This is a genomic window from Pseudoalteromonas citrea, assembly GCF_000238375.3.
GTDB classification, from domain to species: Bacteria; Pseudomonadota; Gammaproteobacteria; order Enterobacterales; family Alteromonadaceae; genus Pseudoalteromonas; species Pseudoalteromonas citrea.
The window spans coordinates 147,719-165,807 of record NZ_AHBZ03000015.1; the positions used below are offsets into that span (position 1 = coordinate 147,719).

The 18,089-nt window shown below is 41.8% G+C and carries 15 protein-coding genes; 7 read left to right on the top strand and 8 right to left on the bottom strand.

The window, feature by feature from the left end; translation table 11 throughout:
• The first annotated feature begins 9 nt into the window (after positions 1–9).
• Positions 10–2,856, top strand: coding sequence for a valine--tRNA ligase (locus tag PCIT_RS08090; RefSeq protein WP_010362477.1), 2,847 nt, complete (start codon positions 10–12; stop codon positions 2,854–2,856).
• 76 nt (positions 2,857–2,932) lie between these two features.
• On the opposite strand, the gene PCIT_RS08095 is transcribed toward PCIT_RS08090, so the two are convergent.
• Complete coding sequence (locus PCIT_RS08095; RefSeq protein WP_010362476.1) at positions 2,933–4,198, bottom strand: outer membrane protein transport protein; 1,266 nt, start codon at positions 4,196–4,198, stop codon at positions 2,933–2,935.
• A gap of 261 nt (positions 4,199–4,459) precedes the next feature.
• Between PCIT_RS08095 and PCIT_RS08100 the strand changes: the two genes are divergently transcribed.
• Positions 4,460–4,789 carry a hypothetical protein gene (locus PCIT_RS08100; RefSeq protein WP_021032230.1) on the top strand — a complete coding sequence of 110 codons (330 nt, stop codon included), beginning with the start codon at positions 4,460–4,462 and terminating at the stop codon, positions 4,787–4,789.
• Here the strand turns inward: PCIT_RS08100 and PCIT_RS08105 are convergent.
• The 7 genes from PCIT_RS08105 to ftsY all read right to left on the bottom strand — a co-directional run bounded on the left by PCIT_RS08105 (position 4,749) and on the right by ftsY (position 12,609).
• Positions 4,749–6,023 (bottom strand): cyclic di-GMP phosphodiesterase, encoded by a 1,275-nt coding sequence (locus PCIT_RS08105; RefSeq protein ID WP_040696825.1) that lies wholly within the window; start codon positions 6,021–6,023, stop codon positions 4,749–4,751. The genes PCIT_RS08100 and PCIT_RS08105 overlap by 41 nt on opposite strands.
• Positions 6,024–6,246: 223 nt before the next feature.
• Entirely contained in the window at positions 6,247–6,582 is a 336-nt protein-coding gene (rraB, locus tag PCIT_RS08110; protein ID WP_010362474.1) for a ribonuclease E inhibitor RraB, read from the bottom strand.
• On the bottom strand, positions 6,560–7,267 hold the full coding sequence (locus PCIT_RS08115) for a 1-acylglycerol-3-phosphate O-acyltransferase (RefSeq protein WP_420492145.1): 708 nt from the start codon (positions 7,265–7,267) through the stop codon (positions 6,560–6,562). The genes rraB and PCIT_RS08115 overlap by 23 nt, the downstream gene beginning before the upstream one ends.
• A 178-nt stretch (positions 7,268–7,445) precedes the next feature.
• A complete protein-coding gene (gene rpoH / locus PCIT_RS08120) occupies positions 7,446–8,309 on the bottom strand; it encodes an RNA polymerase sigma factor RpoH (protein ID WP_010362472.1) in 864 nt (287 codons plus the stop codon).
• A 269-nt stretch (positions 8,310–8,578) separates the two neighbouring features.
• Positions 8,579–9,565, bottom strand: a complete 987-nt coding sequence (gene ftsX, locus PCIT_RS08125; RefSeq protein ID WP_010362471.1) for a permease-like cell division protein FtsX — start codon at positions 9,563–9,565, stop codon at positions 8,579–8,581.
• Positions 9,562–10,239, bottom strand: coding sequence for a cell division ATP-binding protein FtsE (ftsE, locus tag PCIT_RS08130; RefSeq protein WP_010362469.1), 678 nt, complete (start codon positions 10,237–10,239; stop codon positions 9,562–9,564). The genes ftsX and ftsE overlap by 4 nt, the downstream gene beginning before the upstream one ends.
• A 75-nt stretch (positions 10,240–10,314) precedes the next feature.
• On the bottom strand, positions 10,315–12,609 hold the full coding sequence (gene ftsY / locus PCIT_RS08135) for a signal recognition particle-docking protein FtsY (RefSeq protein ID WP_192992791.1): 2,295 nt from the start codon (positions 12,607–12,609) through the stop codon (positions 10,315–10,317).
• Positions 12,610–12,862: 253 nt separating this feature from the next.
• Here ftsY and rsmD point away from each other — a divergent pair, with 253 nt between their 5' ends.
• The 5 genes from rsmD (at position 12,863) to rpoD (ending at position 18,078) form a co-directional block, all read left to right on the top strand.
• Complete coding sequence (gene rsmD, locus PCIT_RS08140) at positions 12,863–13,465, top strand: 16S rRNA (guanine(966)-N(2))-methyltransferase RsmD (RefSeq protein WP_010362467.1); 603 nt, start codon at positions 12,863–12,865, stop codon at positions 13,463–13,465.
• A 125-nt stretch (positions 13,466–13,590) separates the two neighbouring features.
• Positions 13,591–13,806 (top strand): 30S ribosomal protein S21, encoded by a 216-nt coding sequence (gene rpsU, locus PCIT_RS08145; protein WP_010362466.1) that lies wholly within the window; start codon positions 13,591–13,593, stop codon positions 13,804–13,806.
• A gap of 20 nt (positions 13,807–13,826) precedes the next feature.
• Positions 13,827–14,273: a GatB/YqeY domain-containing protein gene (locus PCIT_RS08150; RefSeq protein ID WP_010362465.1), complete on the top strand. Its 447-nt coding sequence runs from the start codon at positions 13,827–13,829 to the stop codon at positions 14,271–14,273.
• A 104-nt stretch (positions 14,274–14,377) separates the two neighbouring features.
• Positions 14,378–16,135, top strand: a complete 1,758-nt coding sequence (dnaG, locus tag PCIT_RS08155) for a DNA primase (RefSeq protein WP_010362464.1) — start codon at positions 14,378–14,380, stop codon at positions 16,133–16,135.
• Between the two features lie 104 nt (positions 16,136–16,239).
• Complete coding sequence (gene rpoD, locus PCIT_RS08160) at positions 16,240–18,078, top strand: RNA polymerase sigma factor RpoD (protein ID WP_010362463.1); 1,839 nt, start codon at positions 16,240–16,242, stop codon at positions 18,076–18,078.
• Positions 18,079–18,089 lie beyond the last annotated feature (11 nt).

Sequence of the window (18,089 nt, forward strand, 5' to 3'; positions counted from 1 at the left end):
TTCTGTGAAATGGATAAAACCTATAATCCACAAGATATAGAACAGTCTTTATACCAAGACTGGGAAGAGAATGGCTACTTTAAGCCATCAGGCAAAGGTGACGCATATTCAATTATGATCCCACCACCAAATGTCACGGGTAGCCTACATATGGGCCATGCATTCCAAGACACTATCATGGATACCCTAACGCGTTACAAGCGTATGCAAGGCAACAATACTTTATGGCAAGTCGGTACAGACCATGCTGGTATCGCGACACAAATGGTTGTTGAACGTAAACTCGCAGCCGAAGAAGGTAAAACGCGCCATGATTTAGGCCGCGATGAGTTCATTAACAAAATATGGGAATGGAAAGAGCAATCAGGTGGCACCATCACCAAGCAACTTCGTCGCCTTGGCGCATCAGTTGATTGGGAGCGTGAACGTTTTACCATGGACGATGGCTTATCTGAAGCGGTAAAAGAAGTCTTTGTTCGCTTGCACAAAGAAGATTTGATCTATCGTGGTAAGCGCCTAGTAAACTGGGATCCAAAACTACATACTGCCATTTCTGATTTAGAAGTTGAAAACAAAGACAAGCAAGGCCACATGTGGAACTTACGTTACCCGCTGGCTGATGGTGTTAAAACCCACGATGGTAAAGACTACATTGTTGTCGCTACCACGCGCCCTGAAACCATGCTTGGTGATACAGGTGTTGCGGTTAACCCTGATGATGAACGTTACCAAAACTTAGTCGGCAAAGACATTTTGCTGCCAATTGTGAATCGCCGTATTACTATTGTGGCTGATGAACATGCTGATATGGAAAAAGGCACTGGCTGTGTGAAAATCACACCAGCGCATGACTTCAATGATAATGAAGTGGGTAAGCGTCATCAGCTACCTATGATCAACGTCTTTAATAAAGATGCAGCCGTACTAACCGCGGGTGAAGGCTATACATTTGATGGCAAAGAACTTGAGCTAGATGCGCCAATTCCTGAACGCTTCCATGGGCTTGACCGCTTTGATGCCCGTAAGCAGATCATCGCTGAATTTGAAGAAGCAGGCTTACTAGAAAAAATTGACGATCACAGTCTAACCGTTCCTTACGGCGATCGTTCAGGGGTTGTGATTGAGCCACTGCTTACTGATCAATGGTATGTACGTGTTGCACCGCTTGCCGAACCTGCAAAAGATGCGGTAAAAAATGGTGACATTCAATTTGTACCTAAGCAATACGAGAATATGTACTTCTCTTGGATGAACGATGTACAAGATTGGTGTATTTCTCGACAGCTGTGGTGGGGCCACCGTATTCCAGCTTGGTACGATGCAGAAGGTAATGTATTTGTTGGTCGTGACGAAGCAGAAGTTCGCCGTGACAATAATATTGCTGAAGACGTAATACTGACTCAAGACGAAGACGTGCTTGATACCTGGTTCTCATCTGCTTTATGGACTTTCTCTACCCAAGGTTGGCCACAAAATACTGACGATTTAAAAGTCTTCCACCCATCGGATACGCTCGTCACTGGCTTTGATATTATTTTCTTCTGGGTTGCCCGCATGATCATGATGACCATGCACTTTGTTAAAGATGACGATGGCAAACCACAAGTACCATTTAAAACGGTTTATGTTACTGGCCTTATTCGTGATGAAAATGGCGATAAAATGTCAAAGTCTAAAGGTAACGTACTCGATCCGCTTGATATGATCGATGGCATTGACTTAGAAAGCCTTGTGACCAAACGTACCAGTAACTTAATGCAAGAAAAAGTCGCTGCGAAAGTTGAGAAAACAACCCGTAAGACCTTTGCTGATGGCATCGAGCCGCACGGTACTGATGCGTTACGCTTTACCCTTGCGGCAATGGCATCAACTGGCCGTGATATCAATTGGGATATGAACCGTCTAGAAGGGTACCGTAACTTCTGTAATAAGTTGTGGAATGCCAGCCGCTACGTGTTAATGAACACCGAAGAGCAAGATTGTGGCTTTAGTGGTGGTGAAAAAGAATACTCATTAGCTGACCGCTGGATTTTGGGTCAATTCCAAAATACAGTACAAACGTTTACTGAGCATCTTGATAATTACCGTTTTGACCTTGCTGCTAACACCATTTATGAGTTTACATGGAACCAATTCTGCGATTGGTATTTAGAGCTCACAAAACCAGTTTTATTTAAGGGTAATGAAGCACAGCAACGTGGTACACGCCATGCACTGATCACCGTATTAGAAGGTTTGCTGCGCTTAATGCACCCACTCATGCCATACATTACAGAAACTATCTGGAAACGTGTTGCACCACTGGCCGGTATTGAAGCAAATACCATCATGCTACAAAGCTTCCCTGAATTTGATGCAAGCCAAGTAGATGCGCAAGCAATGTCAGATTTAGAGTGGGTAAAACAGTTTATTCTGGCCATTCGTAATATTCGTGGTGAAATGGACATTAGTCCAAACAAACCATTAAGCGTTCTACTGGCAAAAGTAGATGCGGAAGATGTGCGTCGTTTAGAACAAAACAAAGCATTCTTGAGTGCGCTTGCAAAGCTTGAAGAGTTTACCGTGCTTGAAAACACAGATGATGCCCCAGCGTGTGCCACTGCATTTGTTGGTAACCTAGAGATCTTGATCCCTATGGCTGGCCTTATCGATGTTGAAGCTGAACTTGCACGTATTGCAAAACAACTTGAAAAAGCCGAAAAAGGCCTCGCGCAAGTGGAAAAGAAACTTGCGAATGAAAAGTTTGTAAATAATGCACCTGAAGCGGTATTAGCGAAAGAGAAAGAAAAGCTCGCTGAATTTTCTGATGCTAAAAGCAAGCTGTTAGAGCAAAAAACAAAGATTGAGAGTTTATAAAACCACCGTTTTGTATTCTTAAATTTAATAAAAAAGGGCAGTAAATACTGCCCTTTTCTTTTTAACAAAGCGCTAATTAAAAGTGCATATTGTATTGTGCACCAAATACTGTCGCATGACCTTTTGATTCAAAACCCCACTGTTGACCAAGGTTATCTGATTCTACAAAGTTTTGTGTTTTACCACGCAGCACACTCACACCAACATCTACACTACTCGTAGCGGTTAATTGATATTCACCACCAAATGAAAACCAAGTTCTATCAGTATCAGGAATAGAAATTGACATATGATGCTGATCGGCTGGCGATTCATCATACGCAATACCCGCACGTAACTTTAAATGTTCGCTATACTGGTAATCTCCACCGACAGCGTAACGCAGTGAGTTAGAAAAGTTTTCATCTTTACTAAACACCGTGCCACGTCCTTCAACTTGCGCCGCTAAGGTTTTAAAACTACTCCACCCTGTCCATACAACGCTATAATGCAAAGCCGTTTGCTTATCAATTTGATGAGAGCCAGACACTTCAGCAATCGCTGGTAAAGTAAGTTCTACAAAACCAGGCAACTCTCTTCCTTGCGTACCATAAAACGGGGCACCTGCTGGCAACTGGTTACTAAACTCGCCTTCAAAACGCACATCAGTTTCACTTCTATAATGCACACCAAAACGATTATGATCATCTAGCTGATAACTTAAACCCAAGTTCCAACCATATGCATGGTCATCACCTTCTAGGTGAACCGCTTCTGTTGATGCTGGTATCGCCATTGGCGACGCACCAAACGTACGTAAAATTTTAGCATCGGCATAGACGTGATTTAAGCCAAATGCCACCGTTAAAGCCTCATCAAACTTGTAGGCAACGCTTAGGTTAGTATTGATAGTTACAATCTCAGTTTCACCAGCAAGTTGACCAGGTGCATAGTCGGCCGCAAACTCGGTGGCAAGCCCAAATTGAGAGTATGAACCGACACCAACATACCAGCTATTACCAAGGTCTGTGGTATAAAAAGCCGCTGGCACAACCGCACTTGGTGCGATGCTGCTGTTATTAAGTAAACTTGGGCTTAAACCATTATTCGTTGACGTGCCAGATAAGCTCACATCGGGTTTAACATACATTGCAGCCACACTTACTTGCGACCCTTTAAACTGGCTCATTAATGCCGGGTTACGTGCCACAACGGACGCATCATCAGCCACCGCGGCTTCACCAGCATATGCACGCCCAAGACCTGATACACTTTGCTCTGCTAATTGAAATGCTGCTGCAAATGTTTGTCCAGATAACACCATCATACTCGATGCTAATAAAGTTTTCTTAAATCCTGTCATTCTCAATCCTATCTGTAAACCCGGCTATGTACCGACACCTAAATAATCGCCTACACCCTACCTAAAATCGCAGCAAAGATCTTCATATTCACCAACTTTAACGTCACAACTGCGCAACTTAACATCAATATTAAGATTATAGGAACAGATCGGATGACTTATCAACCAACCTCAATTGATATTAATTCTTATTTGTATTGACGGGACAATGTAACTTCGTATACTCTTGCTCAAGCTTGATCTTGTATGGAGAACTAAATAATGATCACGATGATAATGCTCATAGTCGCCGCGCTGCTATTTTCTGGTGCCAGTGTATTTAGTTTTTGTAAAGCCAATTATTGCGCATGCAATCATGCTGGTGAGTGTGATAATCCAATAAATCATTATTGGCTAGCCTCCATTGTATTCTCACTGTTTGCACTGGCATGCTGCTGCATTGCCTTACACGCACAAAATGGCACTTATTTATGGATATTATTAATGAGTAGTTGCTTATCTGGCGCTTTGCTATCAGCACGAAAGCAGAAGCTCAAACAGTGCGATAAAACTAAACCAGTAGATGATCTTTTAACAGGCGGGATAAATTAATTTGGTAGTCTAACGGTCGAACACTAGCAACAATTTTGATTTCATGTTCCCCATCGCTTAAATCTAGCTCTTTTGCCGTTATATGATGTAAATGCTTGGTGTTGTAAAACACCCTTACTTTAGGTGCTGTCGGCGCTTGCTTATTCCCCTCTAACACCAACGCCAAGCGCTCATTCGTAAGCTTAACAATAGTGCCTACAGGGTGTACGCCCATACATTTAATAAATCTTTGCACTAACTCTGCATCAAATTGCTCTTTATTTGCCAATAGGTATCGCAGCGCATGGACTGGTTCTTCACTCATTTGGTAAGGTCTATCTGAGGTCATTGCATCATACACATCAACAATGGCCATAATACGTGCAGCTTTACTGACTTTACTACCACTCAACCTTCTTGGATATCCACTGCCATCAACTCGTTCATGATGGTTAATTATGACATCCATCATAATAGGGGTGATCCCTTTTTCACCTTTTACTAACCCCAAAGATTGAACGACATGCTTTTTGACCGCTTTATATTCCAGCGCTGTAAGTTTTCCTTCTTTATTAACTATCCCCTGTGGCAATCGAGCATGCCCTATATCATGTAGCATAGCCCCCATAGCTAACTGCTGTATCACCGAGTTTTTTAACCCTAAGTACTTAGCAAATACACTGATTAAGATGGTACAGTTGATCATATGTCGCCAGTTATAACCATCTTTATCCTTCAACCGTGTAAGAATGGCCATTGCACTGCTATTGCGCAGTACTGATTGCACAATTTCTTTGCTCACATCGCTTATCAAGCTAATATCAACTTTACCACCCGCCGTTATGTCACCATATAAAGACTGAATTTTACGATTATGCATTTCAAAGTGCTGACTGGCTTTTTCAAACTCCTTTTCAAGTGATTGTGGTGCAATCAACTTGCTGACTTTTTTAACCGCAGGTTCTGTTGTCGCCGGATCTGTTGATGAAGTTGTAGCTTGGGGTTTAGTAGGTATCGGATCTGGGGCTGAACGCTCAACGTCCTTGGCTTGGTACTTTTCTGGTATCTCAATATCACTTTGTGCAAAGTCGATATTCAGCTCCAACACCCCCTCAGACAGAAGCTTGGCAATAATAGCTTGATCTCTGACCATGCCACGTGATTTTATTTTAACACCAGCATCGCTACGCTGCTTGCTAACACTGTCAACAAACATACCTGGGAGAAGTTCTGATATTGGAAGCGTTACCCGCATATTAGATTTAATACACTATTGAATAGGAAAAGTGATTAATAGCACTTTTTACTATAAAAAGTCTATAATACGCACAATATTTAATAATTTTTACGTAGTGCTTGACAATAAACCCTGACTTTATATTTAACGCCAATTTTATGGTTCTACTTTGATAAGCGAAGGTCAGTTATAGTAAAAAGGAAGCATTGGCTTCCTTTTTTAATTACGAGTGGGTTTATACTTACTCTTGAAAGTAAGTGCCCCAGCCATCATATTCAATATTGTGCTCAACCGCCAACGCAGCTAGCTTATCAACATCTTCCATAATTACGTCAGCATCGAGCTCAACTTCAACCACCACATCAAAGCCCCAGATCTTGCCACCATCTTCAAGTTCTAATTCAGCTGGTTCTTCAACGTCATAACCAAGTTTAAATGCAGCCAATGCCGCACCTTCTAACTTATCAAAATCTTCGCAAACAAAGTGGTGCTCAACTTCATACAATGTTTCTGTTGATGAGCCATCTTCTAATAAAGACTCCACAATTTCTTCGCTAATTTCGCGCCAGTTTTCCATTCGTTTCTCTCATTTTCACATCAAGCTCTGCAATTCTAGCACTCATTAACGCCTGAACTGCACTAGCGTGGTCTCGAGCGCTGGTTTCTTTATCAAGGTAAACCGGCGCTAACATATCAATGTATATTGTACCATTGTCCCATCGGTTTAGCTTAATACAATTGTGCGTGGTATTCATGCATACAGGAATGACGGGCACATCTGCATTCATTGCGGTATGAAATGCCCCCGTTTTAAATGGCAATAGACCTCGGCCGTAGCTGCGGGTTCCTTCTGGAAACATCCACACAGATAAACCTTGCTGTTTAATTTTATCAGCCGATTTTCCCAAGGTGCCCATTGCTTTAGAGCGATTAGTTCTATTAATCAATATATTCCCAGATAACCAATACATTTGACCAAAAAATGGGATCCACTTAAGGCTTTCTTTACCCATACTCACAGTACTCTTTGGCACCGCCGCGGGTAATGTGAATAAGTCATAATTATTCTGGTGATTAGCAACATAAATAGCAGGCCCGGCCTGCTCGCTATCAGGGTGACGTGTTATGACAAGCTTTACACCGATAACACGCGACATTTTGCCAAACCAACTGGCGATGACATGCACGTTGTTTCGGTGAAATGGTCTCACCAAACACATCAACAACCCTAAAATCCCACTTATAACAATAAATAATGCCATCGCGACAATACGCAACAAGACTAACAAAATAGGCGCTCCTCATTTTTATTGCTGCGCATTATAATCAAAATAGCGAACACTTGTAAGCTCAAACTTTTCATAAACACATAAAAGCAAAATGCCGCTTATTTAAGCGGCATTTTTATATTTATACGGTGTGTTTATGACAAATTAAAGGTTAGCTCATCGCTGCCTGTAATTTTTTCATTGCTGACTTTTCTAACTGCCTAACACGTTCAGCAGAAACACTATACTTTTCAGCAAGTTCTTGTAATGTGGCTTTCTCATCTGCTAGCCAACGTGCACTCACTATATCTTGTGAACGCTCATCTAGCGTTTTAAGCGCAGAGAATAAACGATTTTGTGATTGTTCTTTCCATTGCTCCTGTTCAACTTCTTCAGCGAGATCACTGGCTGAGTCAGTTAAGTACTGTACTGGAGAAAAACTTGATGCTGGCGTGTCATCGTTATCGTCATTTGTTAAATCAAAACCCATATCTTGACCACTCATACGTGATTCCATTTCACGTACTTCTTTTTCACTCACTCCCAACTCTGAAGCCACTGTTGACACTTCATCTTGGTTAAACCACCCTAAACGCTTTTTGTTTTTTCGTAAATTGAAGAATAATTTACGCTGCGCTTTGGTTGTTGCTACTTTAACTATGCGCCAATTTTTTAATACATACTCATGTATTTCAGCTTTGATCCAATGCACAGCAAAAGAAACTAAGCGAACGCCCACTTCGGGGTTAAAGCGCTTAACAGCCTTCATCAGGCCGATATTCCCTTCTTGAATAAGATCTGCCTGTGGTAGGCCATATCCTGAGTAGCTTTTTGCAATGTGTGCAACAAACCGTAAATGAGACACAATAAGTTGTTTAGCAGCCTCTAAATCCCCTTCTTGTTGAAGGCGGGTAGCTAACACTTTTTCTTGCTCAGCATCCAACATAGGGATAGTACTTACCGTTTGTAAGTAACCTTCCATGCTTGCGCTTTGCTGACTAGACAATAATGCCATTGCGTATAAATCTTTACTCATTTTTCACCTCAGTGATAAGTATCTTAGTTCAAATTAGCACTCTCTCCTTGAGAGTGCTAAGGTGTATATAATAGGTTTTTCACTTAAAAAGCAAGTTTTTTATTATCCAAAAAAAATAAAAACATAACGAGATGAAATTATTGAACTTTTTAGTTTTATACTACAGGGCAATTTTGACCTTTTTGTACTATAAGTCAAAATTGTGACTGCTAAATGACTAAAATGACTGCTAAAGCGCTTTAATTAACGGTGATCCCACCCTTCACCAGCTAAACCCTATCCGGTTCTATCTCTTTAATATATTTTGCTACAGCGATAAATGAGCCACTAAAACCAAGCCCAACAGCAAGTCCTAATAGTATCATTAACTCATGACCATTGAGGCCCTGTAATATATAACTACTTTGGTATACACCCGCCACCATGCTTACAGCAGACTCTAACCACCAGAGCATCAGCACAACACAAATAAATGCAACAAGGCCACCAATAACGCCATACCATACACCTGTCCAAATAAATGGTGTATGAATAAAGGTATTCGTCGCACCAACTAACTTCAATACTTGGATCTCTTCCTTTTTATCCATAATAGATAACCGAATCGTATTACCGATAATGAGTATGACCGCACTCAACAGCAATAGACCGACAGTAAAGACGCTTTCTTTCAATAAACTGAGTAAAGCGTTTAGTCGCTCCAACCATTCAATATCAAGCTTGCCAAATTCCACCTCTCGTTCCGTTTCGAGCTTATCTAACAACTTTTGCGCTGCCTGAGGTTTACGAAATCGGCTTGTCGGTGTCACTAACACAACATTGGGTAGCGGGTTATCCTCTAAATAATCAAGCGCCTGACCAAAGCCAGAGACCCGTTTAAATTCATCTAGTGCTTGCGTACTTGATATATAGCTAACATTTTCTATTTCTGGGTAGAGTGCCAGCCTTTTGACCAACGTTTGTGTTTGTTGTTCACTCATTTGTTCTTTAACAAATAATGAAATCTCTGCGGCATCATTAAAACCACTGCTTACTTGCTGCACATTTTTAACGACCACGTACAACGTTGCCGGTAGCGTTAAACTCAGCCCCAATACTAAGATAGTCATTAAAGATGCGATTGGTGTACGCCACATTTCACCAAGGCTATGTACTCCTTGGCGGATAATAGTCAAAACAAAAAAGTATATACCTAACAAAAAAGGCTTTTTCTGAGTATTGCTTTGCTTATCCCTACTTTTAAATAATAAGCTCATAAACGGTCCTCAGCTAAAGGGTCCTGCATCAAGCGGCCATGATCTAACGTTAAACTGCGATATTTCATGCGTGCTATCAAGCCTAAGTCATGAGTTGCAATAAGTACTGCAGTACCATGGCGATTAAAGTCTTCAAATAGTTTGAGGATTTCCATTGATAGCTCAGGGTCTAAGTTACCCGTTGGTTCATCTGCTAATAATAACGGGGGAGAATTAACAATGGCACGGGCGATCCCCACCCGCTGCTGCTCTCCGCCAGATAAGGTACTAGGCTGGCATTTCACTTTGTCTAACAACCCGACCTTATCAAGTGCTGCATGAACGCGCTTTGCAATGTGTTTATGGTGCATTCCCTCAATCACTAAAGGAAGCGCAACGTTGTCAAACACATTGTAGCGCTCTAATAGCCGATGATTCTGGAAGATAATACCGATATCACGTCGTACAAAAGGAATTTGCCGATTATTAATGGCATTTAAGTCAATGCCATTAATATAAACATGTCCCGCAGAAGGACGCTCCATAACACTAATAAGTTTGAGTAAAGTACTTTTCCCTGCGCCACTATGACCGGTTAAAAAAGCCAATTCATTATTCGCTAATTGAAAAGTCACTTTTTCAAGTGCTCTGTGACCTCCGGGGTAGGTTTTGCTGACTTGCTCAAATTTAATCATGATAAGCTCGCTTTTTGTATTATTTTTTTAGAGCAAAAATAAGGGAGCGAAAGCTCCCATAAACTGTATAAAAGATTAATCGTCTTGACTAAACAACGCGTCAATAAAGTCGTCGCTTTTAAACGTACGTAAATCATCGATGCCTTCACCCACCCCGATATAGCGGATAGGCACTTGGAATTTATCTGCCACAGCAAAAATAACCCCACCCTTTGCGGTACCATCTAGCTTAGTAAGTGCAATACCTGTTAAGCCCACAGCCTGATTAAACAAGTTAACTTGGCTGATGGCATTTTGCCCAGTGCCTGCATCAATCGTCAGCATCACTTCATGCGGTGCATCTGGGTCAAGCTTCTTCATGACTCGTGCTATTTTTTCAAGCTCTTGCATTAGGTTATCTTTGTTTTGTAAACGTCCCGCCGTATCAGCTATCAAAACATCAACGTTGCGTGCTTGTGCGGCTTGAAACGCATCAAACACCACTGACGCACTGTCTGCCCCCGTGTGCTGTGCAATAACAGAAATATCATTTCTCTCACCCCAAACTTGCAGCTGTTCAACCGCCGCGGCCCTGAATGTATCACCGGCAGCCAGCATCACGGATTTACCTTCTTGCTGAAACTGCTTCGCTAATTTACCGATAGTCGTAGTTTTACCTACCCCATTTACACCAACCATTAAGATCACGAATGGCTTTTTATTTTCAGGGATTTCTAGTGGTTTTTCTGCTTCTTTAAGCATTTCAGCCATTTCTTGCTTCATTAATTCATAAAGCGCATCACCATCTTTTAATTGCTTGCGATCAGCGGCATCCGTTAAGCTATCGATCAGCTTCATGGTTGTGTCAACGCCTAAGTCGGCGGTCAACAACTGAGTTTCTAGCTCTTCAAATAAATCATCATCAATTTTCTTACCTTTGAAAATTGATGCTATACCTGAACCAAGATTAACTTTGGTCTTTAATAAGCCTTTTTTAAGCCGTGCAAAAAAGCCTTCTTTTTTAGGTTTTTCTTTGTTCGCTGCTTGCTCAGCATCTAGCTTCGCTTTTGCTTCTTGCTCAGCGGCTTGTTTTTCTGCAGCAAGCCTTTCTTGTTCAAGCTTGGCTTCTGCTTCAAGGCGCTGGCGTTCAGCTTCTTGCTCCGCAGCTTGTTTTTCTGCAGCAAGTCTTTCTTGTTCAAGCTTGGCTTGCGCTTCAGCTTCAAGGCGCTGGCGTTCTGCTTCTTGCTCTGCAGCTTGTTTTTCTGCTTCAATTCTTTCTTGTTCAAGCTTGGCTTGCGCTTCAGCTTCAAGGCGCTGGCGTTCTGCTTCTTGCTCTGCAGCTTGTTTTTCTGCTTCAATGCTTTCTTGTTCAAGCTTGGCTTGCGCTTCAGCTTCAAGACGCTGACGCTCTGCTTCTTGCTCTGTAGCTTGTTTTTCTGCAGCAAGTCTTTCTTGTTCAAGCTTGGCTTGCGCTTCAGCTTCAAGGCGCTGGCGTTCGGCTTCTTGCTCAGCTACAAGTCTTTCTTGTTCAAGCTTAGCTTGCGCTTCAGCTTCAAGACGCTGACGTTCGGCTTCTTGCTCCGCAGCTTGTTTTTCTGCTTCAATTCTTTCTTGTTCAAGCTTGGCTTGCGCCTCAGCTTCAAGACGCTGACGTTCTGCTTCTTGCTCTGCAGCTTGTTTTTCTGCTTCAATTCTTTCTTGTTCAAGCTTGGCTTGCGCTTCAGCTTCAAGGCGCTGGCGTTCTGCTTCTTGCTCTGCAGCTTGTTTTTCTGCTTCAATTCTTTCTTGTTCAAGCTTGGCTTGCGCTTCAGCTTCAAGACGCTGACGCTCTGCTTCTTGCTCTGTAGCTTGTTTGTCTGCTTCAAGCTTGGCTTGCGCCTCAGCTTCAAGGCGCTGACGTGCTGCTTCCTGCTCTGTAGCTTGTTTTTCTGCTTCAATTCTTTCTTGTTCGAGCTTGGCTTGCGCCTCAGCTTCAAGCCGCTGACGTGCTGCTTCTTGCTCTGTAGCTTGTTTTTCTGCTTCAATTCTTTCTTGTTCAAGCTTGGCTTGCGCTTCAGCTTCAAGACGCTGTCGCTCTGCTTCTTGCTGTGCAGCTTGTTTGTCTGCTTCAATTCTTTCTTGTTCAAGCTTGGCCTGCGCTTCAGCTTCAAGACGCTGACGCTCTGCTTCTTGCTCTGCAGCTTGTTTGTCTGCGTCAAGCTTGGCTTTCGCTTCAGCCTCAAGACGCTGTCGCTCTGATTCTTGCTCAGCAGCTTGTTTGTCTGCTTCAAGCTTGGCGAGCGTTTCTTGCTCTTTAGCGAGTTGCACTTCTTGCTCTTGTATCTGTGATTGTTGCTCAGCATCTTTTTTGCCAAATCCTAACCAAGACAAAAATTTATTCTTTTTTCCCATACTCGCTAAATACCATTTCAATAAATCTGATAAACTAAACTCTGTTTTCGCCTTATTAATAAGCAATAATGCCAAAACACCGTGTATGATCAGGTTAAAATCATAATTTCTTCACCTAAAACGGCAGAAATACAATTAACCAAATCTTCATTTCAAAATTGTTGGGCAGTGTAACATGTTCCGAAGGGATGAAAAATGCACGCCGAATGATTTATAACACATGAAACATTAAGATATTACGAACAAGTAGAGAATGAGAAAAAAAGCCCCAATAAATAAAGTGAATACCGATGGATTTATTCGAGTTATTAGCGGTAAATTCAAAGGCAGAAAACTGCCCGTAAAAGATGTTGAAGGATTAAGACCAACAACTGACAGAATAAAAGAAACAGTTTTCAATTGGCTTATGCAAGACACGAGAGACGCAAGAGTATTAGATTGCTTTGCCGGTTCTGGCGGGCTTGGTTTTGAGGCTTTATCTCGCTTTGCAGCACATACTGACTTTATTGAACTAGATAAGCAAGCAGCCACTCAGTTACAAAAAAACATTACCACATTAAAACTCGATAATGCGAGTGTCATAAAGGATAATGCACTGACTTTTTTGCAAAAAAATAACGCAGCAACGCCATACAGCTTAGTATTTATTGACCCACCATTTCGAAAAGGATTAGCGCAACCCTGTTGTGATGCACTAGAAGCGCAAAACTGGCTCACAAGTGACGCGTTAATTTACGTAGAAGTAGAGAAAGAACTGAGTTTTTCAGCACCAAAAACTTGGCAAGTCATTAAAGAAAAGCAAGCTGGACAAGTACTTTGCCAACTATATCAGCGTGTATCAATCGATAGCGATTAATTAGCGATAATTTAAGCTTTACATGTGGTAATGCTTCGGATTACAATACCGCACCATTTTTGAACCACTTGATCAATCTTTGATCAGCGTGAGCATAGCTCATTAATTAGGTAGGTGAATTTTTAATGCCAGTAATTAAAGTAAGAGAGAACGAACCGTTTGACGTAGCACTTCGTCGTTTCAAGCGTTCATGTGAAAAAGCAGGTATCCTTTCAGAAGTTCGTCGTCGCGAGCATTATGAAAAGCCAACAGCAGAGCGTAAGCGTAAAAAAGCTGCTGCAGTAAAGCGTCACATGAAGAAGCTTTCTCGCGAAAACGCACGTCGCGTTAAATTATACTAATCTGTTTAGGTCTTGTATAAATGAGCCTTTTAATTAAGCTAAAAGACGCACAGAAAGATGCTATGCGTGCTAAAGACAAAATTCGTCTTGGTGCAATTCGTATGGTACTTGCTGAAATAAAACAGCGTGAAATTGATAACCGTGTAACATTAGACGATGCAGGTATTACCTCTGTTCTAGTGAAGCTGGTTAAGCAACGTCGTGACTCATACACTCAGTTTACTGATGCCGGTCGCGAAGATTTAGCTGAAGTTGAAGCTAATGAGATCAAAGTACTTGAAACTTTCTTACCTCAGCCTTTGACTGATGAAGAAATCATTGCTTTGATTGATTCTGCCGTTACCGACACTGGTGCAGCAGGTATGCAAGACATGGGTAAAGTTATGGGTATAATCAAGTCAAAAGCTGAAGGTCGCGCCGATATGGGCAAAATCTCAGGTTTGATTAAACAACGATTAAGCGCATAACCCCCACATACACAGAGTATGATTAAGTAAACCGAGCCTTGCGCTCGGTTTCTTCGTATAGGCATTAAATTTTTGTTAGGAACGCTATAGTAGCGGCATAAATTATGGCTGGAAAAATCCCAAGACAGTTTATTGATGACTTGCTTGCTAGGACTGACATCGTCGATCTGATTGATGCACGTATCGGATTAAAAAAAGCAGGGAAAGATTATCAAGCTTGCTGTCCATTCCATAACGAAAAATCCCCCTCATTCACCGTTGCAAGAGACAAGCAGTTCTATCATTGTTTTGGCTGTGGTGCTAATGGCAATGCTATTTCATTCATCATGGAATATGACAAACTCGAATTTGTTGATGCCATAGAAGAGCTTGCTAGCCTACTAAACCTAGAAGTCCCTCGAGAACAAGGCTCAGGTGCACCTGAGCGGAGTATTGAACAAAAGCGTTCAGACTATGATCTGATGCTCCAAACAGCACAATTTTATCAGCATCAACTGAAGCATCATAAAAATGCTACCAGTGTGATTGAGTATGTGAAAGGCCGTGGTCTATCCGGTGAAACTGTACAACGTTATATGATGGGCTACGCCCCACCTGAGTGGGAAAGCCTCTGCAAACAAATTGGCCGAACCCCCGCACATAAGCAACAACTCGTTGAACTAAAGCTCGCGTCTGAAAAAACGCCTGGGCGACAATTTGATTTTTTCCGTGATCGGTTGATGTTTCCTATCCGGGATAAACGAGGGCGAGTCATTGCATTTGGTGGCCGCGTTATGGGGGCAGATCAAGGTCCTAAATATCTAAATTCACCTGAAACCAGAATATTTCATAAAGGCTTTGAACTTTATGGCTTATACGAGGCCAAACAAGCTAATAATAAGCTTGAGCAGATCCTTATCGTGGAAGGGTATATGGATGTTGTTGCACTCGCTGAGCAAGGGATCTCTTACTCAGTTGCGGCGCTAGGTACAGCAACGACCGCTGAACACATGCAAACCCTGTTTCGCACAACGGACAAAGTAATATGCTGCTACGATGGTGATAGAGCAGGACGAGACGCCGCTTGGCGAGCTCTTGAACATGCTTTACCCAATTTAAAAGATGGGAAGTCATTACAGTTTGTATTTTTACCTGATGGCGAAGATCCTGACTCACTGGTTCAGCAAGAAGGGAAAGAGGCATTTGAAGCCCGTTATGATGCTGCGGACGACTTCTCAAAAGTGCTTTTTAACAAATTGGCGCAAACGTGTGAACTTACCGCTGATGCAGGAAAAGCTAAGTTAATGAGCGAAGCGTTACCATTGATCAGCAAAGTGCCGAGTGAATATTATCAAGAAGGCCTACTTAATACCTTAGCGAAGTTAATTGGCCGGACTCGAGAGCAACTGAGTACTAAACTCACAACACCAAAGCAGCAACAAAGTATTGAGCGTAAATTCAAAGTAACACCGATGCGCAGAGCCATAGGTTTACTGATCCAATATCCTAAATTAGCAACCGATATTGAGTATTTACCCGATTTAGTACAAATGAAAATACCGGGCATCGAACTTCTATTGCAACTGCAGTCTGTGTGTTTACAACACCCTGAATATACAAGTGCGCAATTACTTGAATACTTTAGAGAGCAGCCAGAATATGAGCCTTTAAAAAAGCTTGCTGTATGGCAACATGACATAAATGAGCAAGCGTTAGTTACAGAATTCCAACACACTTTTAAATTTATTGAAGATCAGTGTTTAAATTTTCGATTAGAGACACTATTAATCAAAGACAAAACACAAGGTTTAAATAGTGAGGAAAGACTTGAGTGCGCATTATTAACTCAAGCATTAACGAGTAGAAGAACTAGTCAAAATTAATTTTTGCTGTTATAATGTTCTATTCACGTGCGTCACGTAAAATTATTAGGTGTAGTAGCTGGCGCCTGTTGTATCAACTTATCAGAGTGGAAGCATAATTCTCTATGGATCAAACTCCTCAGTCACAACTCAAACTTCTGATTCAGAAAGGTAAAGAGCAAGGTTATTTAACGTTTGCAGAAGTTAACGATCACCTTCCACAAGACATAATAGACTCAGATCAAGTAGAAGATATTATAAGCATGATCAATGATATGGGTATCAAGGTTGCTGAAAATGCACCAGATGCCGATGAATTGATGATGCAGGAAACCACAACCGATGAAGACGCGGCAGAAGCTGCGGCGGCTGCATTGGCAACGGTAGAAAAAGAAATTGGTCGTACAACGGACCCTGTCCGCATGTATATGCGTGAAATGGGTACGGTTGAGCTATTAACTCGTGAAGGCGAAATTAAAATTGCCAAGCGAATTGAAGAAGGTATCAATCAGGTACAAATCTCAGTCGCTGAGTATCCTGAAGCGATTACATATTTGCTTGAGCAGTGGGACAAGTTTGAAGCGGAAGAAATGCGTCTTAGTGACATTGTTTCTGGTTTCTTTGATCCTGATGCAGAAGAAACACAAATCTCTGCCACACACATTGGCTCAGAGCTAAGTGATAAAGACTTAGCTGATGAAGACAATGAGTCGGACGATGACGATGACGAAGATGAAGTAGACACAGGTCCAGATCCTGAAGAAGCGCGCGAACACTTCGAAAAGCTACGTGAACTTTATACTGCTGCACGTAAAGTGTTTGAATCTAAAGGTCGTTCACATCCAGATGCACAGATAGCAATTCAAGAAATTGGTGATTTGTTCCGTACCTTCAAACTTGTGCCAAAACAGTTTGACCGTATGGTTAATAACATGCGTGAAATGATGGACCGTGTTCGAGTTCAAGAACGTATTGTTATGAAGCAAGCTGTACAAATTGCCAAAGTACCAAAGAAAACGTTCGTAAAGCACTTTGCTAACAACGAAACGGATATGGCATGGGTTGATGCAGAAATTGCTGCTGGCGAAAAATACTCGGCAAAACTTGCTGAAGTCAAACCTGAAATCGAACGTTGCATCAACAAACTGAGTGTAATTGAAGAAAGTACCGGTTTGAGCATCGAGCGTATCAAAGACATCAACCGTCGCATGAGCATTGGTGAAGCAAAAGCCCGCCGAGCTAAAAAAGAAATGGTTGAAGCAAACTTACGTCTTGTAATATCTATTGCTAAAAAATACACCAACCGTGGTTTACAATTCTTGGATTTGATCCAAGAAGGTAACATTGGTCTGATGAAAGCAGTTGATAAGTTTGAATATCGCCGTGGTTATAAGTTCTCGACTTATGCAACGTGGTGGATCCGTCAGGCTATTACGCGTTCAATTGCTGACCAAGCTCGAACAATCCGTATTCCTGTGCATATGATTGAAACGATTAATAAATTGAATCGTATTTCACGTCAAATGTTACAAGAAATGGGTCGTGAGCCTAGCCCGGAAGAACTGGCTGAGCGCATGATGATGCCAGAAGACAAAATTCGTAAAGTACTGAAAATTGCCAAAGAGCCAATCTCAATGGAGACGCCAATTGGTGATGATGAAGATTCTCATCTTGGTGATTTCATCGAAGACACGACTATTGAGTCTCCGATTGATTCAGCAACAATGGAAAGCCTTCGTGGTGCTACCAATGAAGTACTGGCAGGCTTAACAGCTAGAGAAGCGAAAGTATTACGTATGCGTTTTGGTATTGATATGAATACCGACCATACACTTGAAGAAGTAGGTAAGCAGTTTGACGTAACCCGTGAACGTATTCGTCAGATTGAAGCTAAGGCTTTACGTAAGTTACGTCACCCTTCTCGCTCAGATCTATTAAAAAGCTTCTTAGATGTAAAAGGCTAATCCCTTTTTAC